Raw genomic sequence first — 26,668 nt, forward strand, 5'->3', positions numbered from 1 at the left:
TTGAGGACAAGGTGGCGGAATCCGACCGCCCCGAGCTGACCTCGGCCAAGATCGTGGTTTCGGGCGGGCGCGGCGTCGGCTCCGAGGAAGATTTCCGCATCATCGAGGCGCTGGCCGACAAGCTCGGCGCCGCCGTGGGCGCCAGCCGCGCCGCGGTCGATTCGGGCTTTGCGCCGAATGACTGGCAGGTGGGCCAGACCGGCAAGGTCGTGGCGCCGGATCTGTACATCGCCTGCGGGATTTCCGGGGCAATCCAGCACCTTGCGGGCATGAAGGACAGCAAGGTGATCGTGGCGATCAACAAGGACGAAGAGGCGCCGATCTTTCAGGTCGCCGATTTCGGCCTCGTCGGCGACCTGTTCCAGCTGGTCCCCGAGCTGACCCGGAAAGTCTGACCGCCCGCAAAACGAAGGCCCGCTTCGGCGGGCTGACGCGGCGACCGGCGTCATCATAAATTATACATAACTCTGATTACACGCGCATTGCCTGCCACCAGACCAACAACCCGGCCCGCAGGCATCTGCCCGAACGCGGTCCCTGCTCGGGGGCCGCCCCCCAGACAACGGACGGGGCACAAACGGTTTTGACGGCGCTGCGCGGCGACCCTACCTTAGGGCAGAACGGGGACCGGCGCGCGCATGGGGTATCTGCGGGCGCCCGGGCCGCTTTTTGCGCGCGGAGGGCTGGCAGATGCAGGCTGACATGGCTTTTGACCTGCATGATCGCCTGCGCGCGGCGCAGACCCCCCGGGCGCGGTGGTCAGTGCTGCGCGCGATCTTCGCCGAGGCGGGGCTCGCCACCTTCACCGCAGGCACCGGACGGCGCGAGGCGCTGGATGCGCTGTCGGTGCGGACCACCGCCTCCGCCGGGCTGATCGCGGATTATCTTGGCGCCAAGGCGGATCGCGAGGACCGCTGGATCCACCATTGCGCCAGCACCACCGCGCCGGACCATCTGGATGTCGTCTGCGGCCCGGTGCAAGGCCCGGCTGTGGCCGGGGAAAAACTGCGCGGCGTGCTGGCCGATCACGGCATCCGCCACGCCTGTCTGGTGCCGGTCTATGGCGGGCAGCGGCCCGGCGGCTTCGTGTTCTATGCCCATGACAGCGAGCAGAGCGCGCTTCTGACCTCTCCCGCAGGGCTGCGGCATCTCTGCGCGGTTGCCGCCATCGCAGGGGCCTACTGGCGCCCCGAGGATGATCTGCTGGCGGAGGAGGCCCCGGCGCCGGGCCGGTATCAGATGCTGTCCCCGCTGCCCGCGCGGGAACGCGAAACCCTGCTGTGGCTGGCGCGCGGGCTGCAGAGCGCTGAAATTGCGCATCGCATGGGAATAGAGCCGGTCACCGTGTCGAAACACCTGCAGGGCGCCCGGCTTCGGCTTGGGGCGCGGACGCGGGAACAGGCGGTGGCAATCGCGGTCCGTGACGGGCTTCTGCACCCCTGATTATCAAACTTGATACCTTGTCGGCGGCGCAGCCTGCGTGTTTCGCTGGGCGCATTCCTTATTGAAACAGGCGCGGTCCGGCAGGCCCGCCTGTGATTTTGAGTCCGGAGCACAGCATGGCGCATGTATTCGATTACCGAAACAGCAGCAGCGGCGTTCACGCCAACCTGAGTTATCTGTTTGTCCAGAACACAAGCTACACGGTGGCCAACAACCTGTTCTATCAGGATGGCGTCACCGCAGGCACCTACACGTATTTCGACGATTTTCATCAGCAGTGGGTGTCCTCCCCCACCTCTCAGGCCACCACCGGCGTGGTCAGCTTTGGCGTGATGGATCAGAGCAATTCCAGCGATGTCTATTTCCGGGATGCCTATGGCGACGATGTGCCGGACCGGTTTGACGAGAGCACGGAGTTCACCGGCATTTATGGCGGGCCGGATTACATCTGGGGCTATTTCCGCCTGTTTGGCATCGCGGCCCCGCAGCTGGTCTGGGACAATACGGCGGTTGCGGCTGATCCCAACGTGGCCGCGCAGCAGTTTGATGCCAATATCGCCGCGTCTGCTGCGGATTATGCGGCCCAGCTGGATGCGGTTCTGGCAATGGTGGTTCAGAACCGCATCGAATATGTGGACTGGAACACTGGCCTGACCGCGGACGGACAACCGACAGCGCCGCAGACTCCGGGCTTTGTCATGGAATATACGCCAAGCGCCGGATCCAGCCTGACCTATGGCGATTTCCTGAGCTATACGCAGGACAGTTTCGGGCGGACAGGACTGGCCAGTCAGGGCGATGGCGACGGCGGTCTGGGTGGCATCTTTGGCGCCGATGAAACGGTCGAACTGCTGCTGACCGATCAGGCGGATCTGGTCAATGCCACGGAACTGAGCGCGGGCACCCTGATCCTTGATCTGGCGGGCGGCAACGATCTGGCGCAGCTTTTCTACGATGACAGCTACCTGCTGCCCGGGTTTCTGGAACTTGATGCCGGATCCGGCGATGACCAGATCTATCTGGGCGAATTCATGGATGCCGAGATCACGCTGGGCAGTGGCGATGACGTCATTTATCTGACTTACGGCTATTACGCCTCTGTCCCGCCTGTCGCGCCGTTTCAGCACACCATTCGTGGCGGCGCGGGCAATGATGTCATTGTCGGCGGGCCTTCCCAGTCGGTGCTGACCGCCTTTGGCGGCGAAGGCCGGGACTGGATCTATGGCGGCGCCCATGCCGATGTACTGGATGGTGGCAAGGGGGCGGATTACCTTTTCGGCTCCACCGGTGATGACACCTATCACGTCACCGAGTCTGACCGGATCGAGGAATATGCGGGCGAAGGGACGGACACGGCCATTGCGGCGGGCAGCTTCACCCTGCAGCCCGAAGTTGAAAATCTGATCCTGACCGGCACCGGCGACACCAAGGGCACCGGCAACGCGTCAGCCAATCACATCACCGGCAATGCCGGGGCGAATGTACTGAAAGGTGGCGGCGGCAATGACACGCTGGTGGGGGGTGCCGGAGATGACACCTATGTGATCGACGGCGGCGACCGGATCGTCGAAAAAGCCGGGGGCGGGATTGATACGGTGCGCGCCTCGGTGGGGTTCGCTTTGGGGGCCAATCTTGAACACCTGATCCTGATCGGGACGGGCGACATCAATGCCACCGGCAATACACGCGCCAACAAGCTGACCGGCAATTCCGGTGCCAATGTCCTGAAAGGCGGCGAGGGCAATGACACGCTGACCGGCGGCGCGGGGCAGGATGCCTTTGTGTTCAACACCACACCCGGTGCGGGCAATGTGGACCGCATCACCGATTTCGACGTGGCGCAGGATGTCATCCAGCTCAAGGCCTCGGTCTTTGCCGGGCTGCCCCGGGGCGTGCTGAGCGAGGACGCCTTTGCGCAGAACGCGTCGGGCCGGGCCACGGAGGCGCAGCACCGCGTGATCCACGAGACCGACACCGGCAAGCTGTTCTATGACAGCGACGGGACCGGGGCGGCGGCGGCGGTGCATTTCGCCACGGTGACTCGGGATCTGCTTGCGCTGACCAGCGAGGATTTTCTGCTGTTCTGAGCGCTGCGTCCTTGCCGGGATCCGGCAAGGACTTCGCCGCTGCGGGTTATGCCGCGGGGCCCGCAAAGAAAAAGCGGACCATCTCGGCGCTGGCATCGGGGCCCTGCGGATCGGCATAGCTGCCCGCGGCATCGCCGCCGGACCACGCATGGCCCAGCCCCTCGATCCGCCAGTATTCCACCGCATCCGCCCCGCTGCTGTCAGAGGTGACGCGGCGCAGGAAGGCGCGGCCATTGGCGGTGCCCCGGTCTTCGCTCTGCAGGCTCTGGCCCGCCCCGCCGTCCAGCGCCTGCTGTTCGATGCGGTCGCCGTTGGAGGGATGCACGGTGCTGTCGGCGCTGCCATGAAACACGATGGTGCGCGGAAGGGTCCTGACCGGATCGGCAGTACCCCCCTGCCCGGCCATGGCTGCAAATGCCTGCGGCACGTCCTTGGCCGCGCCAACCGGCAGGCCGGAATGCGCGCCGACCCCGTGGAACAGATCCGGATAGCCCGCGCCAAGGATCATCGCCATCGCCGCCCCGGCGGACAGCCCCGCCACAAACACCCGGCTCTGCGGCACGCCATGCCGGGCGATCGCCTCGCGGGTCAGACCGGCAAGGATCGCAGGCTCGCCCCGGTCGCGCCGCTGGTCCCCCCGGCTGAACCAGTTCCAGCAGGACTGCGCGTTATCCCCCCGCGACTGCTGCGGGTAGATCACGACAAAGCCATGGGTTTCGGCCAGCGCGTTCATGCCGGTGCCAGCGGCGAAATCCTCTGGCGTCTGGGTGCAGCCATGCAGCATCACCACAAGGCCGGTGACCCCGTCCCGCGCCGAGGCGGGCACATAGCTGCGATAGCGCCGCGTGCCCGCCGCACAGGTGAAGCTGCCTTCGGCAAAGCTTGCGCCATCGGGCAGGGCTGCGGCGGGGCTGGCGGGGCGGCCGGTCTGCTGGAACCGGGCGACCATGTCGGCCAGCGGGCTGGACAGCGTCTGCGGGCTGGCCCCGCTGCCAAGCCCCGAGGCAAGCCCGTGCCGCGCCAGCGTGCGGGTGACAAGATCGGTGGCGGCGTCGCGCCGCGCGGCGCGCGCGCCATGGATCGCCCGGCGCCCGGCGCCTGCGGTAAAGTCTGTCATCTGGTCCGTCCTTCTGAGGAGCCGTCAGCCGATACGATCAGCCAAGGCCTTCTTGATGTCCGCGGGCGCCTGAAGGGTGCCGAGAACGGTGATCGCGCCGATGGTGGCCCGGGCAAGTTCGGGCGTGACATCGGGGCTGATGCGGGCAAGGCCCACGACCTTGATATGCAGCACCTCGCCAGCGTCGCGGGCCTGCTCCAGCTCGGCGCGGCTGATGTCGCGCAGGCCAAGTTCCATGCTGTGCCGTTCGATGGACCGCTCCACCACCCCGCCATGGCTGTCGAGCTGCCGGCGGATCGCGGTGCGGATAAAATCGCTGCGGTTCGAGTAGAAGCCCTCCTGCACCAGCAGGTCGATACGGCCAAGATCGACAAACCCCAGATTGAGGGTGAGTTTTTCGCTGTCAGGATGTCTGTCGCGGATCTGGCTGACGCTGCCCATCTTGGTTCTCCATCTGTATGGATGGTATATGGATGGTAAATGCGTGCATGCAAGCCCCGGACCGGCGATCCCGGGCGTGACCCTGCGTCCGGCGCGGCGGCGCTGGCCGGAGGGGGCGGTCAGTCCAGCAGGTCCAGCAGCTTGTAAAGCTGGGTCGCCCCCACGATGCCTAGTGATTTCAGCGCGCCCCCCGGCAGGCGCGGCGCCGGGCCGCGCGGCACCTCGATCCCGTCGAGCCCCGCCCCGGACAGCATGGCGCGCGCCAGCAGGCCGCCATAGCTGGTGGCCATCGCCACGCCGCGCCCGCAATAGCCATAGGCGGCCCAGAGACCGGGTTCGGGTTCGTCGATATGCGGCAGGAAATCCTTGGTCATCGCGACCCGGCCCGCCCAGCGATGGCTGATCCCCACCCCGGCAAGCTGCGGATAGATGCTGAGCAGCGAGCGGTGGACATGGTCGAAATCGGCAGCACTCCGCGGCCCGTGAAGCAGCCCGCGCGTGCCGAACAGGATGCGGTTGTCGCGCTCGCGGTGCCAGTAATACAGGATGCGGCGGCTGTCGGAGGCGGTCTGCTGCCCCGGCAGGATGCGCGCGGCCAGATCGACGGGCAGCGGGTCGGTGGCGATCATGTGGGTGTGGATGGTCGCAATCGACCGCTCCACCCGGGGTTCCAGCCCCTCGACATAGGCATTGGCCGCGATCAGCACCCGGTCGGCGCGCACCGTGCCCCGGGTCGTGCGCAGATCCCAAAGCCCGCCCTGCCGGGTCACCGACAGCACCTCCGTCTCGCCATGGATCTTGGCGCCAAGGCTGATGGCGCCACGGGCAAGGCCGCGCGCATAGGACAGCGGATGCAGCGCGCCGCAGGCATGGTCGATCATGCCGCCGACATAGGCGTCCGAACCCAGCATCCGCGCCACCGCGTCGCGGTCCAGCAGCTCCAGCCCGGTGGTGCCGTCGGCGGTCCAGCTGCGATGCCGTTCCTTGGTCCGCGCGAGCCCCGCGGCGTTATGCGCGGGCAGCAGCCAGCCGGTGCGGCGCAGGTCGCAGGCGATGCCGAAGCGGTCGACCATGTCATAGACCGAGGCCGCGGTCCGGTCGCCGAACCCCGCCATGGCCCTGCCCCGCGTTTCCCCGAAGGCGCGCACCAGATCGCTGCGGCTGGATTTGAAGCCGCGGATCACCGATCCGGAATTGCGCCCCGATCCGCCCCAGCCGACAAAGCCGCCCTCCAGCACGCGCACGTCCAGCCCCTGTTCCGCCAGACCCACGGCGCAGGCAAGCCCGGTATAGCCTGCGCCGACGATGGCCACATCGCAGCGCGCATCGCCGTCAAGCGGCGTGGCGGGATCCGGCTCTTCGGCGGTGTCCAGCCAGTAGGACGGAAAGCGGGCAAGGCAGTCGGACTGATACCTCATGAGCGTGCTCCAAGCGCATCCGCCGACCGCGTCTCGTGCAGGCGCACGGTGGTGGCGTAATGGTAGTTGAGTTCGGCCTTGGCGGTGTCCGCGTCGCGGCGCAGCAGCGCGGCATGGATGCGGCAGTGATCGGCATAGGCCGCCTGCGGGCCGTTGTCCTTGTCCAGCTCGTTGGACCGGATCAGCCGGGCGCGGTTGATGATCGTCTCGGTTTCGCGCAGCAGCATGTCATTGCCCGACAGCCGCGCCAGCGCGAGATGGAACCGCGCATCCAGATCGGAAAACTCGCCCCGGCTGGCATTGCCCAGCACCGCCTTCTGCGCGGCAAGCTCGGCGCCAAGCGCCGCGATCCCGGCATCATCGGCGCGCAGGATGGCGAATTCCACCGACAGATGCTCCAGCGCCGCGCGCATGCGGTAGGTCACCAGAATTTCGTCGTAGCTGTAATTGCGCACCGCGTATTTGCGCCCGATCCGCTCCACCAGACCTTCGGTTTCAAGCCGTTTCAGCGCGTCGCGCGCGGGCGCGCGGCTGGCCCCGAACCAGCTGGCCACGTCTTCCTCGCGCAGCGGATCGCCCATCCGGAACCGGTGGTGCAGGATGCCCGATTTCAGGCCCTGATAGACGGCTTCACCCCGGCTGAGCCCGTCGCCCGCAGCGGGCGCATCGGGGGCGGAAGGCGGGATGTCGGGTGGTCCCGGCATGGGTCTCTCCTGCGGTGCTGCGCAATTTCAGTATACATAAAATCCAAAAGGTCAACGCAGGAGTCGGTACCTGCCCAATTTTCATTCTGCGGGCTGTTGAGAGGAATTCCCGTGCCTTGTTGTGTTTTGCGTGCCTAAACCCGGTCAGAAAGCGCCCTTTGCGCGGCGAAAATGATCCTCCGCCCCGGTGCAGCGCATTTTTTGATTGGCAGACCGGCTTTCCTCAGGCCACATTCCGTATACTGAAATGCGAGTCGCCCGACTCGGCACGCAAGGACACGGCCCCATGAAGAAGATGCGTCTTGGTCTTTCGATGCGGTATCACGGCTACCACGTCGCCGCGTGGCGCCATCCCGATTACGTGCCCGGCTGCAACGTCGATTTTCGCAGCTATCGCGACATCGCCCGCGCTGCCGAAGCCGAAAAGCTGGACATGATCTTTTTCGCCGATGGCGTTGCCGTGCGCGGCACCGACCAGCCCGAGGGCGCGCTGAGCCATGACATGCGCAATGCCGAGCTTGAACCGCTGACCCTGCTGGCGGCGCTGGCGGCCAGCACCGATCACATCGGGCTCGTGGCCACCGCCTCCACCACCTATAACGAACCCTTTCACATCGCGCGCAAATACGCCTCGCTGGACCATATCTCTGGCGGGCGCGCGGGCTGGAACGTGGTCACGTCTTGGTCGGATCAGGAGGCACTGAATTTCAACCGCACCGAGAACCTGCCGCGCGAGGCGCGTTATGGCCGCGCCGCCGAATTTGTCGAGGTGGTGAAGGGGCTGTGGAACAGCTGGGACGCGGACGCCTTCACCCATGACAAGGCCAGCGGCCAGTTCTACGATCCGGAAAAGCTGCATGTGCTGGACCATCGCGGCCCGCATTTTCAGGTGCGCGGCCCGCTCAATTCATGCCGCACGCCGCAGGGCCGTCCGCTGATCGTGCAGGCGGGGGCGTCGAACCAGGGCCGCGACATCGCCGCCGAACATGCCGATGTGGTCTATTCCGTGTCGCAGACGGTAGAGGAGGCGCGGGCGTTTTATGCCGATCTGAAGGCGCGCGCCGCCGAATTCGCGCGCCTGGACAACGCGCCGCTGATCATGCCCGGCATCACCATCTATACCGGCGCCACGCAGGCCGAAGCGCAGGCGCGGTTTGACGAGCTTCAGGCGCTGATCGACCCGCTGGCCGGGCTCAACATCCTTTACACCTTCTGCGGCGACCTCTCCGGCCATGACCTTGACGGGCCGCTGCCCGAACATCTGTTCGAGGGCCGGATCACCATCGGCAGCGGGCTTCTGGCCAAGGCGAAGGCCGAAAACCTGACCATCCGCCAGCTTTATGAAAGCGCCGCGGCGGGTTTTACCGGGCGCTACATCATCGGCACCGCCGAAACCGTCGTGGACGATCTGCAGCACTGGTTCGAGACCGGCGCGGCGGACGGGTTCAACATCTGTCCGCCGATCCTGCCGCAGGGCATGGCGGACATGAGCCGTTTCATCTTGCCCGAACTGCGCAGGCGCGGGCTGTTTCGCACGGACTACGAAGGGGCCACGCTGCGCCAGAACCTCGGCCTCGGCTGAGGCCCGACCCGCCGGAGGCGCGTCCCCCGGCAGCACCACCATCAAAAAAGGCCGCAAGGGCCAGCAACCAACAGGGAACCTGCCATGACCAACCAGATCTCGCGCCGCCGCGTGTTGCAGGGCATCAGCGCCCTGCCCCTCGCCGGATCCTTTTCGCTGTCGCCCCGCGCCGCACTGGCGCAGTCGACCACGCTGACCGCCGCGATCACCGGCTACAACGTCATCAACTCGCTTGACCCCGCCAAGGCGTCGCTGATCCCCGAATTCTACGTCATCTGGGGCGTGTTCAACGGGCTCATGACCTTTGACGACGAGATGAACATCGTGCCCGACCTTGCCGAGACGGTGACGCCGCTGGAGGGGGGCGGCTATGAATTCACGCTGAAACCGGGGGTGAAATTCCACGACGGCAGCGAACTGACCGCCGAAGATGTCAAATTCACCTTCGACCGGGTGATGGCGGCAGAGACCGCCTCGCCGAATGCGGGCAAGCTGGCCAAGGTCAAATCGGTCGAGGTGGTGGATCCGCTGACCCTGCGCATCCTGACCGACGGTCCCTATGCGCCGCTGCTGACGTTCCTCACCAATGCGCGCACCGGCACGCAGATCATCTCCAAGGCGGCGTTCGAGTCCATGGGCGAAGAGGCCTATTCGCGCATGCCGGTGGGCACCGGCGCCTACAAGGTCACCGACTGGCGCTCCGGCGAGGGGCTGACCCTGACCGCGCATCCCGAGTATTTCGAGGGCGCGCCGACCTTCGAGACCATCGAGGTGCCGCTGATCGCCGAGGAAGCCTCTGGCGTGACGGCGCTGCAGGGCGGGCAGATCGACATGACCTCGACCGCCCCCGCCGCCGACGTGTCGGTGCTGATGAAGGACGATGCCATCAAGGTGCTGCGCCAGCCCGGGCTCAACACCCGCTTCATTTCGGTCAATCTCAGAAAGGCGCCTTTCGACGACATCCATGTCCGCCGCGCCTTCTCCATGGCCTTCCAGCGCGAAGCGATGGTGCAGGCGGTGATCTTTGGCGAAGGCGTGACGGCGCAGGGGCTGCTGCCGCCGCAGCTTGCAGCCTATTATTCCGAAGAGCCGCGCCCCTACATGAGCTATGATCCAGAGGCAGCCAAGGCAGAGATGGCCAAGGCCAAATACAAGCCCGAGGAGATCGAGATCGGCGTGATCACATGGTCCGGCGGCTGGTGGAAACGGTTTGCCGAGATCTTTGTGGCACAGGTCAACCAGACGCTTGGCACCAAACTGACGGTCGAGGTCACCGATGCCAACACTGCCTATGCGCGGCAGAAATCCGGCGATTTCGAAGCGGGCGTCTGGGGATGGCTGGGGATGGTCGATGCCGACGAATATGTGGGCGACATCCTGACCACCACCGGCTGGCGCAATTTTCAGGGCTATTCCAACCCCGAGGTAGACGCGCTGGCGGCGCAGGGCCTTGCCGAGACCGATCCGGCCAAGCGCCCGGACTTCTACAAGAAGGCCGAGGCCATCGCGATGGAGGAGATGGCGGTGATCCCCTGCTTCTGCTCCAACATCCACAATCTGTTGCGCGCCGATCTGGAGGGGTTCGTGCAAAGACCCTATTCCAATTTCGCCGACCAGTTCCGCAGCATGAAGCTGGGCTAAGCAGGCATGTCCGACCTGCTTGGCACGCAGCCAAAGGCCCCCAGCCTCAGCGACCGCTGGGGGCCCGTCGCGCTTTATCTTCTCAAGCGGCTGCTGAGCGGGGGGCTGGTGCTGCTGGCGGGAACCGCGGCGGTGTTCTTTACCATTCAGGCGGCGCCGGGTGATCCGGCGCTGGCCGCACTTGGCGAACAGGCGACCCCCGAAGCCATCGCGGCCTTTCGCGCCGAATACGGGCTCGATGCGCCGCTGATGGCGCAGTATCTGCGCTGGCTCCTTGGCTTCTTCCAGGGCGATCTGGGCCAGTCGCTGGCGGTGGCGCGCGGCATGCCCGTGGGCGAACTGGTACTGCAGAAGCTGCCCGCGACCGTTTTTGTGGGGCTTTTCGCGCTGTTTCTTGCCGTGGTGCTGTCGCTGGTGCTGGGCACGCTTGCCGCGCTCAACCGGGGCAAGGCCACCGACACCATCGCCACCTCCATCGCGGTCTTCGGCATCTCCATGCCGGATTTCTGGATGAGCTATGTGCTGATCTTCGGCCTGTCGCTGGGGCTGGGGCTGTTTCCGGCCTTTGGCTACGTGGCGCCCGGCGACAGCCTGCTGGGGGCGCTGCACGCGGCGTTCCTGCCCGCGCTCGCCATTGCCGCGCCGATGGCGGCGGTCTTTGCCCGCACCCTGCGCGCGGTGCTGATCGAGACCCTGTCAAAGCCCTATGTCACCGCCGCGCGCTCCTTCGGGCTGCCGCGCCCGTTCGTGATTCTGCATTTTGCGCTGCGCAACGCGATGGTGCCCTATCTGACCATCGTGGGGCTGCAGATCCGCTATATCCTTGGCGGCGTGGTGGTGGTGGAGCGGATTTTCGGCATTCCCGGCATCGGCTCGCTGATGGTCGATGGCGCCTTTGCCCGCGATTATACCGTGCTGCAGGCCTGCACCGTGGTGTTCCTTGTCATCGTGCTGGTGGTCAACATCGCCGTCGACATGATCTGCGCCCTGCTCGATCCCAAACAGACCGTGAGATGAAAGCCCCCGCATGACCTCTTTCCGCCGTTTCATGCAGAACCGCACCGGCATGGTCGGCCTGCTTATCGTGCTGATCGTGGCCTTGGCGGTGCTGATCGGCCCGGCGCTGATCCCCTATGGCCCCGAGGACATGGATTTTATGGCCATCCTTGCCCCGCCAAGCCTTGCCCACCCCTTTGGCACAGACAGTTTCGGGCGCGACGTGCTGTCGCGCGTGCTGCTGGGGGGGCGGGTGTCGCTGACCATCAGCTTCGCGGCCATCCTTGTGGCGGCGGTGCTGGGTTCGTGGATCGGGATCCTGTCGGGCTATCACCTTGGCTGGACCGATGGCGTGCTGATGCGGATCATGGATCTGCTCTTTGCCTTCCCCAGCTTCATCCTTGCCATGCTGCTGATGGTGCTGTTCGGCTTTTCTTCGGTGAACATCATCGCCGCGATCGCGCTGGTCTATCTGCCGATCTTTGCCCGCATCGCCCGCAACACCACGCTGCTGATCCGCGAAGAGCCGTTCATTCAGGCCTCGCGCCTGATGGGCCGCCGCCCTTCGGCGATCATGCTGACCGAAATCCTGCCCAACATCTCGGCGCCGATCCTCGTGCAGGCCTCGGTGGGGCTGGCCTTTGCGATCATTCTGGAAGCCGGGCTCAGCTTCATCGGGCTGGGCGTGCAGCCCCCCACCCCGTCGCTGGGCGGCATCATGTCCGACGGGCGGGAATATTTCTCGCGCGCGCCATGGGTGCTGACCATGAGCGGCATGGCCATTTCCGTGGCCCTGCTGGGGATCAACCTTCTGGGCGACGGGCTGCGGGATCTGACCGACCCCAAGCTGCGCGAAAGGGCCTGAGCCATGTCTGTTCCCCTGCTCGACATCAAGGGCCTGCGCGTGGGCTTTGGCCGTGGCGCCTATCGCAAGGAGGTTCTGCACGGCGTCGACCTGCATCTGCAGCGGGGCGAGACGCTGGGGATCATCGGGGAATCCGGCTCCGGCAAGACAATGACCGGCATGGCGCTGCTGCGGCTGCTGCCCGACACGGCGCAGGTCGCGCAGGAGGCGATGCTGTTTGACGGCACACCGCTGCACGACCTTGACGAGACCGCGTTTGGCGCGCTGCGCGGCGTGCGGATGGCGATGATCTTTCAGGATCCGGTGGGCTCGTTCAACCCGGCCAAGCGCATCGGCTGGCATTTCCGGCAGGTGATGAAACGCGCCGAAACGGCGGCAGGTGGCGTGCAGCCCGCCGGCGATTACCGCGCCCGCGCCGTGGCGCTGATGCAGGAGGTTGGCATCCGCCGCGCCGAGGAATCGGTGGATCTCTATCCGCATCAGCTGTCGGGCGGCATGCTGCAGCGGGCGCTGATTGCGCTGGTTCTGGCGCTGGAACCCGATCTGATCGTTGCCGACGAGCCCACCACCAATCTCGACAAGGTGGTCGAACATCAGATCCTGACGCTGTTCAAGCAGATCCAGCGGCGGCTGAACGCGGGCATGATCTTTGTCACCCATGACATGGCGGTGGCCGCCTCGCTATGTGACCGGATCGCGGTGATGCGGGAGGGCGAAGTGCTGGAGGTGGCCGAGGCGCAGCGGCTGTTCGACGATCCGCAGCACGATTACACCAAGCTGCTGATCGCCACGGCGCGCAAGCTGGCCAGCCCCGCCGCCCCCCGGGGCGAGCCCGGGCGGGACAAGCCGCCGCTGATGCAGATCCGCAACCTGTCGCTGGTGTTTCCGCCATCCGGGCCGCGCCCCGCCTTCCGCGCGCTTGACGACATCACGCTAGACATCCGGCAGGGAGAGGTGATCGGCCTTGTCGGCGAATCCGGCTCTGGCAAGACCACGCTGGGGCGCGCGCTGCTGCGGCTTTATCGTCCCAGCGGCGGCACGCTGCTGTTTCGCGGCGAGGACATCACCCGCGCCTCGGACCGGGCGCTGCGTCCGGTCCGGCGGGAGCTGCAGATGGTGTTTCAGGATCCCGGCGGGTCGTTCAACCCGCGCAAGCTGATGAAGGACTCGCTGGCCGAGGCGCTGCGGGCTGCGGGCGTGACCTCCTCGCGCGAGATCGTGGCCCGGACCGCCGCGCTGCTGGAAAGGGTGCAACTGGCGCCGGAGCATGGCGAGCGGTTTCCGCATGAACTCTCGGGCGGGCAGCTGCAGCGCGTCGCCATCGCCCGCGCCGTGGCGCTTGATCCCGCGCTGATCGTGGCGGACGAGGCGGTGTCCAAGCTTGACGTGTCGGTGCGCGCCGGGGTGCTGGATCTGTTCCGCGACATCCAGCGCGAAAAGCAGCTGTCGATGGTGTTCATCACCCATGACCTCGAAGTGGCGCGCTACATGTGCGACCGCATCGCCGTGCTTTATCACGGCAGGCTTCTGGAACTGGGACCGACCGAGCGGGTCTTTGACAGCCCGTCCAGCGACTACACCCGCACATTGCTGGAAACGCTGGACTATTCCTTGGGCGGGCGGAACTTTGGACAGGCCGGTTACGGCGGAACGGGCACGGAGCGTGGGCATGCGGATTAACTATATCGACGCCTCGGAGATGATGGCCGACCTGCTGGCCGAACTGCCGCCGGATCCGCGTATCTCGGTGCATGTGGGCGATCCCGACGAGGAGGCGCTGGTGGCGCTGGCCCAGGAGGCCGAGGTGATCCTCAACGGCCATACAAGCATGGGGGCCGGGCTGCTGGCCCGCCTGCCCGCGCTGCGCAGGATCGTCTTTCTGGGCACCGGCGCCAGTTCCTATATCGACCTTGAAGCGGCGGCGGCGCGGGGCATCACCGTGGATACGGTCAGCGGCTATGGCGACCGGTCGGTGGCAGAAATGGCGCTGGCGCTGATGCTCGACTGCGCGCGGCGGGTGACGCAGATGGACCGTGACCTGCGCGCGGGCCAGTGGAACCCGCGCGAGGGCATGCTGCTGCAGGGCCGTCGGCTGGGGCTGATCGGCTTCGGCGGCATCGGGGCGGAAATGGCGCGGATCGGGCGCGCGCTTGGCATGGATCTGGCGATCTGGAACCGATCCGAGATTGCCGAAGACTGGCGCGGCTTCCAGATGCCGCTGCCGGAGGTTCTGTCCGGGTCCGACGTGATCTCGCTGCATCTGGCGCTGACGCCGCAGACCCGTGGCCTGCTGGGGCAGGAGGCCTTTGCGGCGATGAAGCCGGGCGCGATCTTCGTCAACACCGCGCGGGGCGCGCTGGTGGACGAGACGGCGCTGATTGCGGCGCTCCGCTCCGGGCATCTGGCGCAGGCCGGGCTCGACGTGTTCGAGACAGAGCCGCTGCCGCCCGGCTCGCCGCTGCTCGGCTGTCCCAACCTTGTGCTCAGTGCCCATGCCGGGTTCAAGACCCGCGATGCCGCACGGGCGCTGCTGCAGAAGGCGCTGGCGAAGATCGGCTAGGCGCTACCGGGCAAAGGCCGCGTCGACCCGGTCGGCCAGATCGGCGAGCGAGGTCACATGCAGGTCGGGCGTGGTCACGGTGGCAGGCGTGGGCGTGCCGCCAAAGCCCTGCTGGCCATGGCGCCGCTCGACCCAGCAGGTCTTGTAGCCCAGCGATTTGGCCACGCCGATGTCATGGTGCTGGCTTTGCGCCACATGCAGGGTTTCGTCCTGCGTGAAGCCAAAGGCGGACTGGCGGCCCCGGGTGTAATCAAAGAACCGCGGATCGGGCTTGGCGCAGAGCGCCTCGTCGCAGGTCACCGCGTCGTGGAATGGCAGACCCAAGCTGTGGGCATAGGAGCTATAGGCGACGCGGTCGGCATTGGTCATCGCCACCAGCCGGTAATGACGGCGCAGCCGGGCCAGCGCTTCGACCGAATCCGGAAAGACCGGCAGGCGCAGGATGGCTGCCTGAAACCCGGTGGCCGCCGCCTCCGTCGCATCCAGATCCAGCAGCGCGGCCACATGGCGGTAGACATCGCCAAACGCCTCGCTGGTGCGGCCATGGTGGCGGTCGCGCGCCTCTACATAGGCGGCAAAGATGGTGTCGTCGTCGCAGCGGGCGGCCTTGGCCCCGCCGAAGGCGCGGATGCCGTCCAGCACGCCGCGTTCGAAATCGATGCAGGTGCCGACGATGTCGAAGCTCAGAAGTTTGAAACGGGTCAGGTCCATGATCGGCTCCCTTGCGGACAGGCTCTGGCCGATCCTGCGCCGGGGGGCCGGTTTCGCCAATGGACAAATGCTTGGGCCATTCATAACCTAACATCATGACCGGACTTCGCCGCAAGCTGCCCTCCTCTCATGCGCTGTTCGTGTTCGAAGCGGCGGCGCGGCACGAGAATTTTTCGCGCGCGGCGGCGGAACTGAACGTCACCCAGCCCGCCGTCAGCCGCACCATCGCCACGCTGGAGGCGCATCTGGGCACCGCGCTGTTCCGGCGCGGCAAGACCGGCGCGCGGCTGACGGCAGAGGGGCTGCGGCTGCGCCATGTCGTCTCTGGCGCCTTTGCCGAGATCGGCGCAGAGCTTGACGCGCTGGCCCGGCGCGGGGGCGGCAAGATCCCGATCACCCTGTCCGTCTCCACCGCCTTTACCGCGCATTGGCTGATGCCCCGGATCGACCGTCTGCATGCGGCGTTCCCTCAGGTGGATCTGCGGTTCCAGATGATCCCCGGCCCGGTGGATGGCCCGCCCGATGAGGTTGATCTGGCCATGCGCTATCTGACCGCCGACCCCGGTGCGGCCTGTTTCGTGATGCAGGAGGCGCATGTGCCGGTCTGCATTCCGGCGCTTGTCGATCAGGCCCGGCGCGGCGAGGTGCCGCGCCTGCTGCTGGAGGCCGCTGGCACGGTGGCGCGGGCCGACCCCAGCCTGAGCTTTCCCGATTATGCCATCGTGCTGCAGGGGGCGATGATCGGCCAGGGCGTGGCGGACGGATGGATCAACATCGTGGCGCACTGACTGTGCGAGGGGCATCTGCTGCCCTGCGCCGACGCGCTGACGCTGGGCGCGCGCGACTGCTACCTGCTCAACCGCGCGCCGCCGGAACGCCGCGCCACGGCGGATCTGCTTGCGGCGTGGATCACGGCGGAACTGCATGCGGATCTGGCGCGGCTGGACGGGATCTTTCCCGCGCTGGGGATCGGGGCCCTGCGCCACCCGCGCCCGGCCCTTGCGGCGCAGGCCGCGCCCCCCGGAAGGGGCGTCTTGCAGGGCGGCGATGCGATGGATGATTGACGTAAGTCAACATACCTCATAGCCTATCAATCGGGAGGCCTGCCGCACCGGAGGAAGACGCATGGCGCAAGCCATGTCGCGGGTGTGCGAGGCGATGATCGACGTATGGCGGGCACCGGGACGACCGGCGCCGCCACGAAGAGATGGAACGAGGGGAGGCATCATGAAGACGATCAAGGGACCCGCGCTGTTTCTGGCGCAGTTCGCGGGCGACGAGGCGCCGTTCAACAGCTGGGAAGACATCACCCGCTGGGCCGCCGACTGCGGCTACAAAGGCGTGCAGGTGCCAAGCTGGGACGGGCGGCTGATCGATCTGGACCGCGCCGCCGAAAGCCGCGACTATTGCGATGAATTCAAGGGCCGCGCCGCCGAAAACGGCATCACCGTCACCGAACTGTCGACCCACCTGCAGGGGCAGCTTGTGGCGGTGCATCCGGCTTACGACGTGGCCTTTGACGGGTTTGCGCCCGCCAGCGTCCACAACAACCCCAAGGCACGGCAGGAATGGGCGGTGGATCAGGTGCGCAAGGCGCTGACCGCCTCGCGCAACATGGGTCTGACCGCGCAGGCGAGCTTTTCCGGCGCGCTGGCATGGCCTTATGTCTATCCGTGGCCGCAGCGCCCTGCCGGGCTGGTCGAGGCGGCGTTTGACGAGCTTGCGGCGCGCTGGCGTCCGATCCTTGACCATGCCGAAGAGATGGGGATTGACCTCTGCTACGAGATCCACCCGGGCGAGGATCTGCATGACGGCATCAGCTTCGAGATGTTCCTTGAGCGTGTCGGCAACCACCCGCGCTGCAACATGCTTTACGATCCCTCGCATTACGTGCTGCAGTGCCTTGATTACCTTGACAATATCGACATCTACGCCGAACGCATCCGCATGTTCCACGTCAAGGATGCCGAGCTGAACCCGACCGGTCGGCAGGGCGTCTATGGCGGCTTCCAGTCCTGGGTCAACCGCGCGGGCCGGTTCCGCAGCCTTGGTGACGGGCAGGTGGATTTTGGCGCGGTCTTCTCGAAGATGGCCGCCAATGACTTTGACGGCTGGGCCGTGGTGGAATGGGAATGTGCGCTCAAGCATCCCGAGGATGGCGCACGCGAAGGTGCGGCCTTTGTGCGCGATCACATCATCCGCGTCACGCCACATGCCTTTGACGATTTTGCGGCAGGTGGCACCGATGACGCGGCCAACCGCCGGATGCTGGGGATCGACCGATGACACGGATCAGACTGGGCATGGTGGGCGGCGGCAGCGGCGCCTTCATCGGGGGCGTGCACCGGATCGCGGCGCGGCTCGACGGGCGGTTCGATCTTGTGGCGGGGGCGCTGTCCTCCACGCCTGCGAAATCGAAGGCAAGCGGCGCGGAGCTGGGGCTTGATCCCGACCGCTGCTATGGCAGCTTCGCCGAAATGGCCAAGGCCGAGGCCGCGCGCCCCGACGGGATCGAGGCGGTGGCGATCGTCACCCCGAACCACATGCATTACCCGGCGGCGCGGGCCTTTCTGGAGGCGGGGATCCATGTGATCTGCGACAAGCCGCTGACCGCCACGGATGAGGAAGCCGAGGCGATGGCGCAGGCCGTCGCGGCTTCTGGCGCGCTGTTCATCCTGACCCATAACTACACCGGCTATCCGATGGTGCGGCAGGCCCGCGCCATGGTGGCCGAGGGGGACGTGGGCCAGATCCGGGTGGTGCAGGTCGAATATCCGCAGGACTGGCTGACCGATCCGGTGGAACAGGCGGGTGACAACAAGCAGGCCGAATGGCGCACCGACCCTGCCCGCTCTGGCGCGGGCGGATCGGTGGGCGACATTGGCACCCATGCCTATAACCTTGCCTGTTTCGTGACGGGCCTTGCCGCCGAAAGCCTTGCCGCCGATCTGCAAAGCTTCGGCCCGGGGCGACAGCTGGATGACAACGCCCATGTGCTGCTGCGCTTTGCGGGTGGCGCGCGCGGCATGCTCTGGTCCAGTCAGGTGGCGCCGGGCAATGAAAACGGGCTGCGGCTGCGGATCTATGGTGACCGGGGCGGGCTGGAATGGGCGCAGGAACAGCCGAACGCGCTGTGGCATACCCCCCATGGCGAGCCGACGCGGCTGATCCGCCGCAATGGCAGCGGCGCGCATCCGGCAGGCACGGCGGTCAGCCGCATCCCGGCGGGCCATCCCGAAGGCTATCTTGAAGCCTTTGCCACGCTTTATTCCGAAGCGGCGGAGGCGATCCGCGCCGTCCAGCAGGGCACCGACCGCGACACCGCGCGCGGGCTGCTGCCCGGCATCGAGGATGGCATGGCCGGAATGCGCTTCATCGCCGCCTGCGTCGCCTCGTCTCGGCGCGACGCGGCCTGGACCGCGCTGTGACGGCTGTGCCGGTTCTTGCCCTGCGCGGGATCCGGCGCAGCTTCGGCCCCGTGGAGGTGCTGCACGGGGTCGACATCGCGCTGCATCCCGGAGAGGTCCATGCGCTGATCGGCGAAAACGGGGCGGGCAAGTCCACCACCATGAAGATCATGGCGGGCTACCAGCCCCCCAGCGAGGGCGACATCCTGATCGACGGTCAGGTGACCCGGCTCGCCAGTCTGCACGAGGGCGAAGAGGCGGGGATCGTGATGATCCATCAGGAATTCAACCTCGCCGAACAGCTGACCGTCGAACAGAACGTGTTTCTGGGGCGGGAACTGCGGCGCGGGCTGCTGGCCGACCGCGCCGCCATGACGCGCGAGACCCAAGCCCTGCTGGACCGGCTGGGCTGCGCCGTGTCACCGGGGGCGCGGGTGTCGACGCTGTCGAACTCCGACAAGCAGATGGTCGAGATCGCCAAGGCGCTGTCGCGACGCGCGCGGGTGCTGGTGATGGACGAGCCGACGGCGGTGCTCACCCATACCGAGGCGGAGGTGCTGTTCGAACAGGTCCGCGTGCTGCGCGCCGCCGGGGCCGCGATCCTGTTCACCTCGCACAAGCTCGACGAGGTGCGCCGCATCTCTGACCGGGTCACCGTCATGCGCGACGGCGCCGTGGTGCATAGCGGCCCCACGGCGGACATCAGCGAGGACGAGATGGCGACCCGCATGGTCGGGCGCGACGTGTCGGTGCTCTATCCGCCCCGCCCGGCCACCCCGCCGCAGGAGGTGGTGCTGCGCCTTTCGGGGCTGGAGGTGCCGGGCCATGTCGAGGCGCTGGATCTGGTTCTGCGAAGGGGCGAGATCCTCGGGCTTGCCGGGCTTATCGGCGCGGGCCGCACCGAGGCGATGGAGGGCATGTGCGGGCTGCGGCCCGCGCGCATGACGGCGCTGGAGATCGAGGGCAAGCCGGTCAGCATCCGCAGGCCCGCCGACGCGCTGGCCCACGGGCTGTGTTATCTGACCGAGGATCGCAAGCTGCGCGGGCTGCTGCTGGACAAGGGCCTGCGCGAGAACCTGACGCTGCAGGCGCTGTGGAAATTCGGGCGGGTCTTTGTCGACACCGCCGCCGAGGAACGCGCGCTGGACGAGGCGATCACCACCTTTGACATCCGCGCGGGCGACCGGCGGGTGCGGGCGGGCAACCTGTCGGGGGGCAACCAGCAGAAGCTGCTGCTGGCCAAGACCATGCTGTCAGAACCGCGCATCCTTGTGGTGGACGAACCGACGCGCGGCATCGACATCGGCACGAAACAGCAGATTTACGCGTTTCTGCGCGATCTTGCGGCGCAGGGCCATGCTATCATCATGGTCTCGTCCGAGATGCAGGAGGTGATCGGCCTGTCGGACCGGGTGGCGGTGATGCGGCGCGGCAGGCTTGCGGGCGTGCTGGAGGGGCCTGCGGTCAGCGAGGAGGCGATCGTGCGGCTTGCAATGGGGATCGGGGCCGGACCGGCAGCGGCGCGGGACAGCGCCGGTGCCGGTGCGGCCCGGCGGGAGGAGGCCTGACATGGCGATGACGGATGCGGAACAGGGGTCGAAGGCGCGGACCCGCCTGCCCCCGATGACGGTGCTGGGGCCGATCCTTGCGCTGGTGATCCTTGTGCTGGTGGGGGCCGCGCTCAACTCCAATTTCCTGAGTGCGGCGAACCTGACCAACGTGCTGTCACGCTCTGCCTTCATCGGCATCATCGCGGTCGGCATGACCTTCGTGATCACGGCGGGCGGGCTTGACCTGTCGGTGGGGGCCATGGCCGCCTTTATCGCGGGGCTGATGATCCTTGTGATGAACGCGGCCCTGCCCGCGCTGGGGCCGGGCGTGCCCATCGTGCTTCTGGGCATGGCGGTGGCGCTGCTGGCGGGGCTGGTGGCGGGGCTGCTCAACGGCTTCATGGTCACGACGCTGGGGATCGAGGCGTTCATCGTGACGCTGGGCACCATGGGCATCTATCGCAGCCTTGTCACATGGCTTGCCGATGGCGGCACGCTGTCGCTGGATTTCGGCCTGCGCACCTATATCCGGCCCATCTATTTTGACGGCATCCTTGGCATGACATGGCCGATGATCGTCTTTGCGCTGGTGGTGATCGTGGGCGAAATCCTGATGAGCCGCGGCGTGTTCGGGCGGCACTGCGCCGCCACCGGCAGCAACGAGCATGTGGCGCATTATTCCAACGTGCGCGTGGGCCGGGTGCGGCTTATCACCTATGCCATGCTGGGCCTGCTGGTCGGCATCGCCACCATCATGTATGTGCCGCGCCTCGGCTCGGCCTCCGCCTCCACCGGCGTGCTGTGGGAGCTGGAGGCGATTGCGGCGGTCATCATCGGCGGCACCGTGCTCAAGGGCGGCTTTGGCCGGGTCTGGGGCACCGTGCTGGGGGTGCTGATCCTCGGGCTGATCGAGAACATCCTGAACCTGACCGATCTTGTTTCGCCCTATCTCAACGGCGCGATCCAAGGGGTCATCATCATTCTCGCTGTGATCTTGCAGCGCGAAGGCAGGTCGGCCTGAGGGAGCGGGCCACCTCATCATCATCAGTGGAGGAACCAATGGGCATCACAATCAGGACAGCGCTGGCTGCGGGCGTGCTGACGGCGCTGGCCGCCCCGGCCATGGCGCAGGACATCACCGTGGGGGTGTCGATTCCGGCGGCCACCCATGGCTGGGCGGGCGGCATGAACTTTCATGCGCAGCAGGCCATCGAACGGCTGGAGGAGGTCTATCCGCAGGTCGATCTGGTGCTGGCCACCGCCTCCGACCCGGCAGAGCAGGTGTCCGACATCGAGGACATGGTGGCCACGCGCGGCATCGACGCGCTGGTGGTGCTGCCCTTTGAATCCGAACCGCTGACCGGGCCGGTGCAGGCCGTGGCCGAAAGCGGCGTCTGGATCACCGTGGTCGACCGCGGCCTGTCGGTGGACGGCATCGAGGATCTGTATGTGGCGGGCGACAACGCGGGCTTTGGCCGGGTTTCGGGCGAATTCATGGCCTCTGCCCTGCCCGAGGGTGGCAAGATCGTCGCGCTGCGCGGGATCCCCACCACCATCGACAACATGCGCGTCGAAGGCTTCGAGGCCGCGATCGAGGGCAAGAACATCGAGGTTCTTGGCATGGAGCATGGCAACTGGAACCGCGATGACAGCTTCACCGTCATGCAGGATTTCCTGTCGCGCTTCCCCGAGATCGATGCGGTCTGGGCCTCGGATGACGACATGGCGGTGGGTGTGCTTGCCGCGATCGAGGCAGCGGGCCGGGACGATGTCCAGTTCGTGCTGGGCGGCGCCGGCATGAAGGAGATGATCGCGCGGACCCGGGACAATGATCCGATGATCCCCGCCAACGTCACCTATCCGCCCGCGATGATCGCCACCGCGATCGAACTGACCGTGGTGGGCCAGGTGTCGAGCGCGCCGGTGGCCGGAACCTTCACCATCGGATCCGAACTGGTGACGCCGGAAAACGCCGCAGAGTATTACTTCCCCGACAGCCCGTTCTGAACGGAGCGCGGCGGCCCTTCGGGGCCGCCGCAGTTTTTTCAGAGGTAGCGGTTCACGAGGTTTTCGAGCCGCTCCTGCCGCCCCGACCGGGGCTGCGGATTGATCCCCTCTGCTTCGACCCGGGCGGTGATCTCGTCAAAGCCCTGCGTGGTCAGCATCGCCTGCGCTTCTGCGCTGTCCCAGCCCGCATAGCGCGCGTCGCGCGCCGCTTCGAGCTTGCCTTCTTCCAGCATCTTCGCCGCCGCCTTCAGCCCTGCCGCGCAGGTGTCCATGCCGCCGACATGGCCAAGGATCAGATCCTCGGCATCCAGCGACTGCCGCCGCAGCTTGGAGTCAAAGTTGGTGCCGCCGGTGCTGAAGCCGCCCGCGCGCAGCACTTCGTAATAGGCCAGCGCGGTTTCCGGCACGTTGTTCGGGAACTGGTCGGTGTCCCAGCCGGACTGGTAGTCGTTGCGGTTCATGTCGATGGAGCCAAGGATGCCCAGCTCGCGCGCCAGCGCCAGCTCATGCTCGAAGCTGTGACCGGCGAGGATGGCATGGCCCTGCTCGACATTGAGCTTCACCTCTTTCTCAAGCCCGAACTGCTTGAGGAAGCCATAGACGGTGGCCACGTCGTAATCATACTGGTGCTTGGTGGGCTCCTGCGGCTTGGGCTCGATCAGGATGGCGCCCTTGAAGCCGATCTTGCGCGCATACTCCACCGCCTGCGTCAGGAACCGTCCCGCCTGCTGGCGTTCGCGGCCCATATCGGTGTTGAGCAGGGTCTCGTAGCCCTCGCGCCCGCCCCAGAGCACATAGTTCTCGCCGCCCAGCTGGTGGGTCGCGTCAAGGCAGGTCTTCACCGTCGCTGCGGCAAAGGCATAGACATCAGGATCGGGATTGGTCGCGGCCCCAGCCATGTACCGGCGATGGGTGAACAGGTTCGCCGTGCCCCAGAGCAGCTTGGTGCCCGTGGCCTCCATCTTGCCCTGCATGTAATCGGTGATCTCGCGCAGGTTGCGGGTGTTTTCGGCAAAGCTGTCGCCTTCGGGGCGCGCATCGGCGTCGTGGAAGGCGAAATAGGGCGCGCCAAGGATCTGGAACATCTCGAAGGCGACATCGGCCTTGAGCTTGGCCTTGGCCATGCCGTCGCCGAACCACGGGCGCTCGAAGGTCTGCCCGCCGAAGGGATCCCCGCCCACCCATGCGAAGCTGTGCCAATAGGCCACAGAGAAGCGCAGATGCTCCTTCATCGTCTTGCCCATCACCACCTCTTCGGGGTCGTAATGGCGGAAGGCGAAGTCATTGTCGCTGTCGGGGCCTTCGTAGCGGATCGCAGGAATGCCGTTGAAAAAGTCTGTCATGGTTGTCTCGTCTCTCATCTGCCGGTGCCCCGGCTGGCCCAGACCAGCCCGCGGCGAAGGATTTCCTTCATCTGCGGGACGTCGAATTCGGAAGCGTTGTGGCCAAGGGCGGAGTAGAACACCCGACCCTCGCCATGGTGGCGTGTCCATGCCACCGGCATCACCGTGCCCTTGACCCATGGCGCATGCGTGCCGTCAAAGCGGGTCACGGCAAGCACGTCATTGCCGGGATCGACATGCATGAAATACTGCTCGGAATGGTAGTCGAAATCCCCGATGCCCTGCATCAGCGGATGATCCGGCTGGGTGATCTCGACCCGGTAATCCATCATGTCGCCGGGATGGGCCACCCATTGCCCGCCCACCATGAACTGATAGGCGGGGGCGGCGCGGAACGTGTCGCCCATGCCGCCGTGAAAGCCCGCAAGCCCGGTGCCTGCCGCGATGGCGGCGCAGAGCCGCTCCAGCGGCTCCTTCTCGATCTCGACCTGCGTGCAAAGCGGCACGATCAGGTCGAACGAGGACAGATCCGCCTCGCCCAGCACCGCAACGCCCGGTTCGGAGCGCACGTCAAACCCTTCGTCCCGCAGCATTTCAGCCACCACGGCGGCACAGGCCTCGGGGTCGTGCCCCTCCCAGCCGCCGTAAAATATAAGTGCTTTCTGGTTCATGCCACCTCCTCCTGCAGCGCGATTTCTCCGGTTCCCCGCTCGGCAAGCAGCGGCGCTGGCCGCTCGCAGCGCGTGGTCATCTCGATGGCGCGGCCCTCGCGGGCCGAGCGGTGCATCGCCTCCATCACCTCCAAAGCGTGCAGCGCCAGATCGCCGCTGGCGCAATGCGGCCCGCCCGAGGCGATGGCCCCGGCCATCTGCGCCAGCCCCAGCCCGCGGTAATTGCCGTCGCCATGGCCATGGCGCATCTCTTGCGGCTGCCACGCCCCGTCGCGGTGCAGCTCCACCGTGCCGTCGAAGCGGTTGGGATCGGGCAGCGTCATGGATCCGGTGGTGCCATACAGCTCCAGCGGGCCATGCCTGTGGGCGCGCACGTCGAAGCTGGTGGCGATCTGCACCAGCGCGCCCTGCGCAAATTCCATGACCCCCGCCAGATGGGTGTCGACCTCCACCGGCACGCTCTGCCCGGCGCGTGGCCCGGTCGCGATCTCGCGGCTGTCGCGCGACCGGCCCCCGAAGGCGGTGACCCGCGCCACCGGACCCAGCAGGTTGAGCATCGCGGTGATGTAATAGGGCCCCATGTCCATCATCGGGCCGCCGCCGGGCTCGCTGTAGTAGAAATCCGGGTTCGGATGCCAGCGTTCATGGCCGGGCAGCATCAGGGTCGCGGTGCCCGCCACGGGGCGCCCGATCTCTCCGGCATCGACCAGCGCCCGCGCGGTCTGATGCGCGCCGCCCAGAAACGTGTCGGGCGCGCATCCCAGCCGCAGCCCCGCCGCCTGCGCCGCGTCATTGAGCGCGCGCGCCTCGTCAAAGCTGCCTGCCAGCGGCTTTTCCGAATAGACATGCTTGCCTGCCGCCAGCGCGCGATGCCCGATCTCGGCATGGGCGGCGGGAATGGTCAGGTTCAGCACGATGCCGATATCCTCGCGCGCTAGCAGCGCCTCGACCGTCAGCGCCTCCACGCCATAGGTCCGGGCTTTTTCCTCTGCCACCTCGGCGCGCAGATCGGCCACGGCGCGCATCTTGATCTGCGGGAACAGCGCCGCGTTTTTCAGGTAGATGTCGCTGATGACGCCACAGCCGATGACGCCCACTCCGATCCCGCTCATGCCACGGCCTCCATTCGCTGTCCGTCCTCTCCAAAATAATGCAGCGCGCCCGGTTCCGGGCTCAGCCCCAGCTGCTCGCCCGCCTTGAGCCGCATATGCCCCGGCAGCCGCACCGTGATCTCTCCCAGACCTTCGGCATCCATATAGGCGATGGTGTCGGCGCCCAGCGTCTCGACCACCCGCGCCCGCGCGGGCCAGAGCCCGTCGGTTTCCACCCGCAGATGTTCGGGTCGGATCCCCACCGTCTTGATGTCGTCGCGGGCCACGGCACGGCCCGGCAGCAGGTTCATGCGCGGCGAGCCGATGAAGCCTGCGACAAATTCCGTGGCGGGGCGGTCATAAAGCTCCATCGGCGCGCCAACCTGTTCGATCCGCCCGGCCTTCATCACCACGATCTGGTCGGCCAGCGTCATCGCCTCCACCTGATCGTGGGTGACGTAGATCATCGTGGCGCCAATGGACTGGTGCAGCTGCGCCAGTTCCACCCGCATTTGCGTGCGCAGGGCGGCGTCAAGGTTCGACAGCGGCTCGTCGAACAGGAACACCTCGGGATGGCGCACGATGGACCGGCCAATGGCGACGCGCTGGCGCTGCCCGCCCGAAAGCTGGCCCGGCTTGCGGTCAAGATAATCCTCAAGCGACAGGATGCGCGCGGCCTCCGCCACCCGCTCGCGCCGTTCCGCAGCAGGCATCTTGGCCAGCCGCAGCCCGAAATCGATGTTCTGCGCCACCGTCATGTGCGGATAAAGCGCGTAGGACTGGAACACCATCGAGATGCCGCGATCCGACGGTTCCGCATCGGTCACGTCGCGCCCGCCGATGCGGATCTCGCCCTCGGTCGGATCTTCCAGCCCCGCGATCATCCGCAGAAGCGTGGACTTGCCGCAGCCCGAAGGCCCCACCAGCACGGTGAAGGATCCATGCGGCACCTTCAGGTCAAGGCCCGGGATCACCGTCAGCGCGCCGAAGGTCTTGATGATGCCTGCCAGTTGCACGTCAGCCATGTTCGGCCC

Annotated in this window: 24 protein-coding genes; 15 read left to right on the forward strand and 9 right to left on the reverse strand. The window is 66.6% G+C overall.

The window, feature by feature from the left end:
• The 3 genes from VK682_RS08060 to VK682_RS08070 all read left to right on the forward strand — a co-directional run.
• Window positions 1–395 (forward strand): electron transfer flavoprotein subunit alpha/FixB family protein (locus VK682_RS08060; protein WP_324781641.1); only part of this gene is annotated, 395 nt, incomplete at its 5' end.
• 307 nt (window positions 396–702) lie between these two features.
• Complete coding sequence (locus VK682_RS08065) at window positions 703–1,443, forward strand: helix-turn-helix transcriptional regulator (protein WP_230795434.1); 741 nt, start codon at window positions 703–705, stop codon at window positions 1,441–1,443.
• A 116-nt stretch (window positions 1,444–1,559) separates the two neighbouring features.
• On the forward strand, window positions 1,560–3,530 hold the full coding sequence (locus tag VK682_RS08070) for a calcium-binding protein (RefSeq protein WP_324781642.1): 1,971 nt from the start codon (window positions 1,560–1,562) through the stop codon (window positions 3,528–3,530).
• Between the two features lie 46 nt (window positions 3,531–3,576).
• Here VK682_RS08070 and VK682_RS08075 read toward each other — a convergent pair whose 3' ends face one another.
• From VK682_RS08075 to VK682_RS08090, 4 genes are all read right to left on the reverse strand, one after another.
• Window positions 3,577–4,647 (reverse strand): extracellular catalytic domain type 1 short-chain-length polyhydroxyalkanoate depolymerase, encoded by a 1,071-nt coding sequence (locus tag VK682_RS08075; RefSeq protein ID WP_230795438.1) that lies wholly within the window; start codon window positions 4,645–4,647, stop codon window positions 3,577–3,579.
• A gap of 24 nt (window positions 4,648–4,671) precedes the next feature.
• Window positions 4,672–5,088 (reverse strand): ribbon-helix-helix domain-containing protein, encoded by a 417-nt coding sequence (locus tag VK682_RS08080; RefSeq protein ID WP_089849277.1) that lies wholly within the window; start codon window positions 5,086–5,088, stop codon window positions 4,672–4,674.
• 119 nt (window positions 5,089–5,207) lie between these two features.
• Window positions 5,208–6,506, reverse strand: a complete 1,299-nt coding sequence (locus VK682_RS08085) for an NAD(P)/FAD-dependent oxidoreductase (protein WP_230795439.1) — start codon at window positions 6,504–6,506, stop codon at window positions 5,208–5,210.
• Complete coding sequence (locus tag VK682_RS08090; RefSeq protein ID WP_089849273.1) at window positions 6,503–7,210, reverse strand: GntR family transcriptional regulator; 708 nt, start codon at window positions 7,208–7,210, stop codon at window positions 6,503–6,505. Before VK682_RS08090 ends, VK682_RS08085 begins: the two co-directional genes overlap by 4 nt.
• A gap of 286 nt (window positions 7,211–7,496) precedes the next feature.
• Between VK682_RS08090 and VK682_RS08095 the strand changes: the two genes are divergently transcribed.
• The 6 genes from VK682_RS08095 (at window position 7,497) to VK682_RS08120 (ending at window position 14,854) form a co-directional block, all read left to right on the forward strand.
• Entirely contained in the window at window positions 7,497–8,792 is a 1,296-nt protein-coding gene (locus VK682_RS08095; RefSeq protein ID WP_230795440.1) for an LLM class flavin-dependent oxidoreductase, read from the forward strand.
• Between the two features lie 84 nt (window positions 8,793–8,876).
• Window positions 8,877–10,433, forward strand: coding sequence for an ABC transporter substrate-binding protein (locus tag VK682_RS08100; protein ID WP_324781643.1), 1,557 nt, complete (start codon window positions 8,877–8,879; stop codon window positions 10,431–10,433).
• A gap of 6 nt (window positions 10,434–10,439) precedes the next feature.
• Window positions 10,440–11,450, forward strand: coding sequence for an ABC transporter permease (locus tag VK682_RS08105; RefSeq protein WP_230795442.1), 1,011 nt, complete (start codon window positions 10,440–10,442; stop codon window positions 11,448–11,450).
• Window positions 11,451–11,460: 10 nt separating this feature from the next.
• Window positions 11,461–12,294: an ABC transporter permease gene (locus VK682_RS08110; protein WP_089849264.1), complete on the forward strand. Its 834-nt coding sequence runs from the start codon at window positions 11,461–11,463 to the stop codon at window positions 12,292–12,294.
• A gap of 3 nt (window positions 12,295–12,297) precedes the next feature.
• Window positions 12,298–13,974: a nickel ABC transporter ATP-binding protein NikE gene (nikE, locus tag VK682_RS08115; RefSeq protein WP_324781644.1), complete on the forward strand. Its 1,677-nt coding sequence runs from the start codon at window positions 12,298–12,300 to the stop codon at window positions 13,972–13,974.
• Complete coding sequence (locus tag VK682_RS08120) at window positions 13,964–14,854, forward strand: 2-hydroxyacid dehydrogenase (RefSeq protein ID WP_230795444.1); 891 nt, start codon at window positions 13,964–13,966, stop codon at window positions 14,852–14,854. Before nikE ends, VK682_RS08120 begins: the two co-directional genes overlap by 11 nt.
• Before the next feature lie 3 nt (window positions 14,855–14,857).
• Here VK682_RS08120 and VK682_RS08125 read toward each other — a convergent pair whose 3' ends face one another.
• The gene (locus tag VK682_RS08125) at window positions 14,858–15,565 is read right to left on the reverse strand and encodes an HAD-IA family hydrolase (RefSeq protein WP_230795445.1); all 708 of its coding nucleotides are present in this window, start codon (window positions 15,563–15,565) and stop codon (window positions 14,858–14,860) included.
• Window positions 15,566–15,660: 95 nt separating this feature from the next.
• On the opposite strand from VK682_RS08125, the gene VK682_RS08130 reads away from it, so the two are divergent.
• The 6 genes from VK682_RS08130 to VK682_RS08155 all read left to right on the forward strand — a co-directional run bounded on the left by VK682_RS08130 (window position 15,661) and on the right by VK682_RS08155 (window position 22,529).
• On the forward strand, window positions 15,661–16,353 hold the full coding sequence (locus VK682_RS08130) for a LysR family transcriptional regulator (RefSeq protein WP_324781645.1): 693 nt from the start codon (window positions 15,661–15,663) through the stop codon (window positions 16,351–16,353).
• 439 nt (window positions 16,354–16,792) lie between these two features.
• Complete coding sequence (locus tag VK682_RS08135) at window positions 16,793–17,851, forward strand: sugar phosphate isomerase/epimerase family protein (RefSeq protein ID WP_230795447.1); 1,059 nt, start codon at window positions 16,793–16,795, stop codon at window positions 17,849–17,851.
• Window positions 17,848–18,993, forward strand: a complete 1,146-nt coding sequence (locus tag VK682_RS08140) for a Gfo/Idh/MocA family protein (protein ID WP_230795448.1) — start codon at window positions 17,848–17,850, stop codon at window positions 18,991–18,993. The genes VK682_RS08135 and VK682_RS08140 overlap by 4 nt, the downstream gene beginning before the upstream one ends.
• A 5-nt stretch (window positions 18,994–18,998) precedes the next feature.
• Window positions 18,999–20,540: a sugar ABC transporter ATP-binding protein gene (locus tag VK682_RS08145; protein WP_230795810.1), complete on the forward strand. Its 1,542-nt coding sequence runs from the start codon at window positions 18,999–19,001 to the stop codon at window positions 20,538–20,540.
• Window positions 20,541–20,547: 7 nt separating this feature from the next.
• Window positions 20,548–21,543, forward strand: a complete 996-nt coding sequence (locus VK682_RS08150) for an ABC transporter permease (RefSeq protein ID WP_230795811.1) — start codon at window positions 20,548–20,550, stop codon at window positions 21,541–21,543.
• A gap of 38 nt (window positions 21,544–21,581) precedes the next feature.
• The gene (locus tag VK682_RS08155; protein ID WP_089849245.1) at window positions 21,582–22,529 is read left to right on the forward strand and encodes an ABC transporter substrate-binding protein; all 948 of its coding nucleotides are present in this window, start codon (window positions 21,582–21,584) and stop codon (window positions 22,527–22,529) included.
• A gap of 38 nt (window positions 22,530–22,567) precedes the next feature.
• Here the strand turns inward: VK682_RS08155 and xylA are convergent, their stop codons facing one another.
• From xylA to VK682_RS08175, 4 genes are read right to left on the reverse strand one after another with little or no spacing between them, the layout of a single operon-like run.
• Window positions 22,568–23,872 carry a xylose isomerase gene (gene xylA / locus VK682_RS08160; protein ID WP_230795449.1) on the reverse strand — a complete coding sequence of 435 codons (1,305 nt, stop codon included), beginning with the start codon at window positions 23,870–23,872 and terminating at the stop codon, window positions 22,568–22,570.
• A gap of 14 nt (window positions 23,873–23,886) precedes the next feature.
• Entirely contained in the window at window positions 23,887–24,543 is a 657-nt protein-coding gene (locus tag VK682_RS08165; RefSeq protein ID WP_230795450.1) for a ThuA domain-containing protein, read from the reverse strand.
• Complete coding sequence (locus VK682_RS08170) at window positions 24,540–25,655, reverse strand: Gfo/Idh/MocA family protein (RefSeq protein WP_324781646.1); 1,116 nt, start codon at window positions 25,653–25,655, stop codon at window positions 24,540–24,542. The genes VK682_RS08165 and VK682_RS08170 overlap by 4 nt, the downstream gene beginning before the upstream one ends.
• A complete protein-coding gene (locus tag VK682_RS08175) occupies window positions 25,652–26,659 on the reverse strand; it encodes an ABC transporter ATP-binding protein (protein ID WP_230795452.1) in 1,008 nt (335 codons plus the stop codon). The genes VK682_RS08170 and VK682_RS08175 overlap by 4 nt, the downstream gene beginning before the upstream one ends.
• Window positions 26,660–26,668 lie beyond the last annotated feature (9 nt).

This window comes from Salipiger marinus (assembly GCF_035481585.1).
GTDB classification, from domain to species: domain Bacteria; phylum Pseudomonadota; class Alphaproteobacteria; order Rhodobacterales; family Rhodobacteraceae; genus Salipiger; species Salipiger marinus.

What these genes read in the sequence shown, in the direction of transcription:
- VK682_RS08065 (WP_230795434.1), top strand. Translation starts at nt 703, where the DNA reads ATGGCTTTTGACCTGCATGATCGCCTGCGCGCGGCGCAGACCCCCCGG.
- VK682_RS08070 (WP_324781642.1), top strand. Translation starts at nt 1,560, where the DNA reads ATGGCGCATGTATTCGATTACCGAAACAGCAGCAGCGGCGTTCACGCC.
- VK682_RS08075 (WP_230795438.1), bottom strand. Translation starts at nt 4,647, where the DNA reads ATGACAGACTTTACCGCAGGCGCCGGGCGCCGGGCGATCCATGGCGCG.
- VK682_RS08080 (WP_089849277.1), bottom strand. Translation starts at nt 5,088, where the DNA reads ATGGGCAGCGTCAGCCAGATCCGCGACAGACATCCTGACAGCGAAAAA.
- VK682_RS08085 (WP_230795439.1), bottom strand. Translation starts at nt 6,506, where the DNA reads ATGAGGTATCAGTCCGACTGCCTTGCCCGCTTTCCGTCCTACTGGCTG.
- VK682_RS08090 (WP_089849273.1), bottom strand. Translation starts at nt 7,210, where the DNA reads ATGCCGGGACCACCCGACATCCCGCCTTCCGCCCCCGATGCGCCCGCT.
- VK682_RS08095 (WP_230795440.1), top strand. Translation starts at nt 7,497, where the DNA reads ATGAAGAAGATGCGTCTTGGTCTTTCGATGCGGTATCACGGCTACCAC.
- VK682_RS08100 (WP_324781643.1), top strand. Translation starts at nt 8,877, where the DNA reads ATGACCAACCAGATCTCGCGCCGCCGCGTGTTGCAGGGCATCAGCGCC.
- VK682_RS08105 (WP_230795442.1), top strand. Translation starts at nt 10,440, where the DNA reads ATGTCCGACCTGCTTGGCACGCAGCCAAAGGCCCCCAGCCTCAGCGAC.
- VK682_RS08110 (WP_089849264.1), top strand. Translation starts at nt 11,461, where the DNA reads ATGACCTCTTTCCGCCGTTTCATGCAGAACCGCACCGGCATGGTCGGC.
- nikE (WP_324781644.1), top strand. Translation starts at nt 12,298, where the DNA reads ATGTCTGTTCCCCTGCTCGACATCAAGGGCCTGCGCGTGGGCTTTGGC.
- VK682_RS08120 (WP_230795444.1), top strand. Translation starts at nt 13,964, where the DNA reads ATGCGGATTAACTATATCGACGCCTCGGAGATGATGGCCGACCTGCTG.
- VK682_RS08125 (WP_230795445.1), bottom strand. Translation starts at nt 15,565, where the DNA reads ATGGACCTGACCCGTTTCAAACTTCTGAGCTTCGACATCGTCGGCACC.
- VK682_RS08130 (WP_324781645.1), top strand. Translation starts at nt 15,661, where the DNA reads ATGACCGGACTTCGCCGCAAGCTGCCCTCCTCTCATGCGCTGTTCGTG.
- VK682_RS08135 (WP_230795447.1), top strand. Translation starts at nt 16,793, where the DNA reads ATGAAGACGATCAAGGGACCCGCGCTGTTTCTGGCGCAGTTCGCGGGC.
- VK682_RS08140 (WP_230795448.1), top strand. Translation starts at nt 17,848, where the DNA reads ATGACACGGATCAGACTGGGCATGGTGGGCGGCGGCAGCGGCGCCTTC.
- VK682_RS08150 (WP_230795811.1), top strand. Translation starts at nt 20,548, where the DNA reads ATGACGGATGCGGAACAGGGGTCGAAGGCGCGGACCCGCCTGCCCCCG.
- VK682_RS08155 (WP_089849245.1), top strand. Translation starts at nt 21,582, where the DNA reads ATGGGCATCACAATCAGGACAGCGCTGGCTGCGGGCGTGCTGACGGCG.
- xylA (WP_230795449.1), bottom strand. Translation starts at nt 23,872, where the DNA reads ATGACAGACTTTTTCAACGGCATTCCTGCGATCCGCTACGAAGGCCCC.
- VK682_RS08165 (WP_230795450.1), bottom strand. Translation starts at nt 24,543, where the DNA reads ATGAACCAGAAAGCACTTATATTTTACGGCGGCTGGGAGGGGCACGAC.
- VK682_RS08170 (WP_324781646.1), bottom strand. Translation starts at nt 25,655, where the DNA reads ATGAGCGGGATCGGAGTGGGCGTCATCGGCTGTGGCGTCATCAGCGAC.
- VK682_RS08175 (WP_230795452.1), bottom strand. Translation starts at nt 26,659, where the DNA reads ATGGCTGACGTGCAACTGGCAGGCATCATCAAGACCTTCGGCGCGCTG.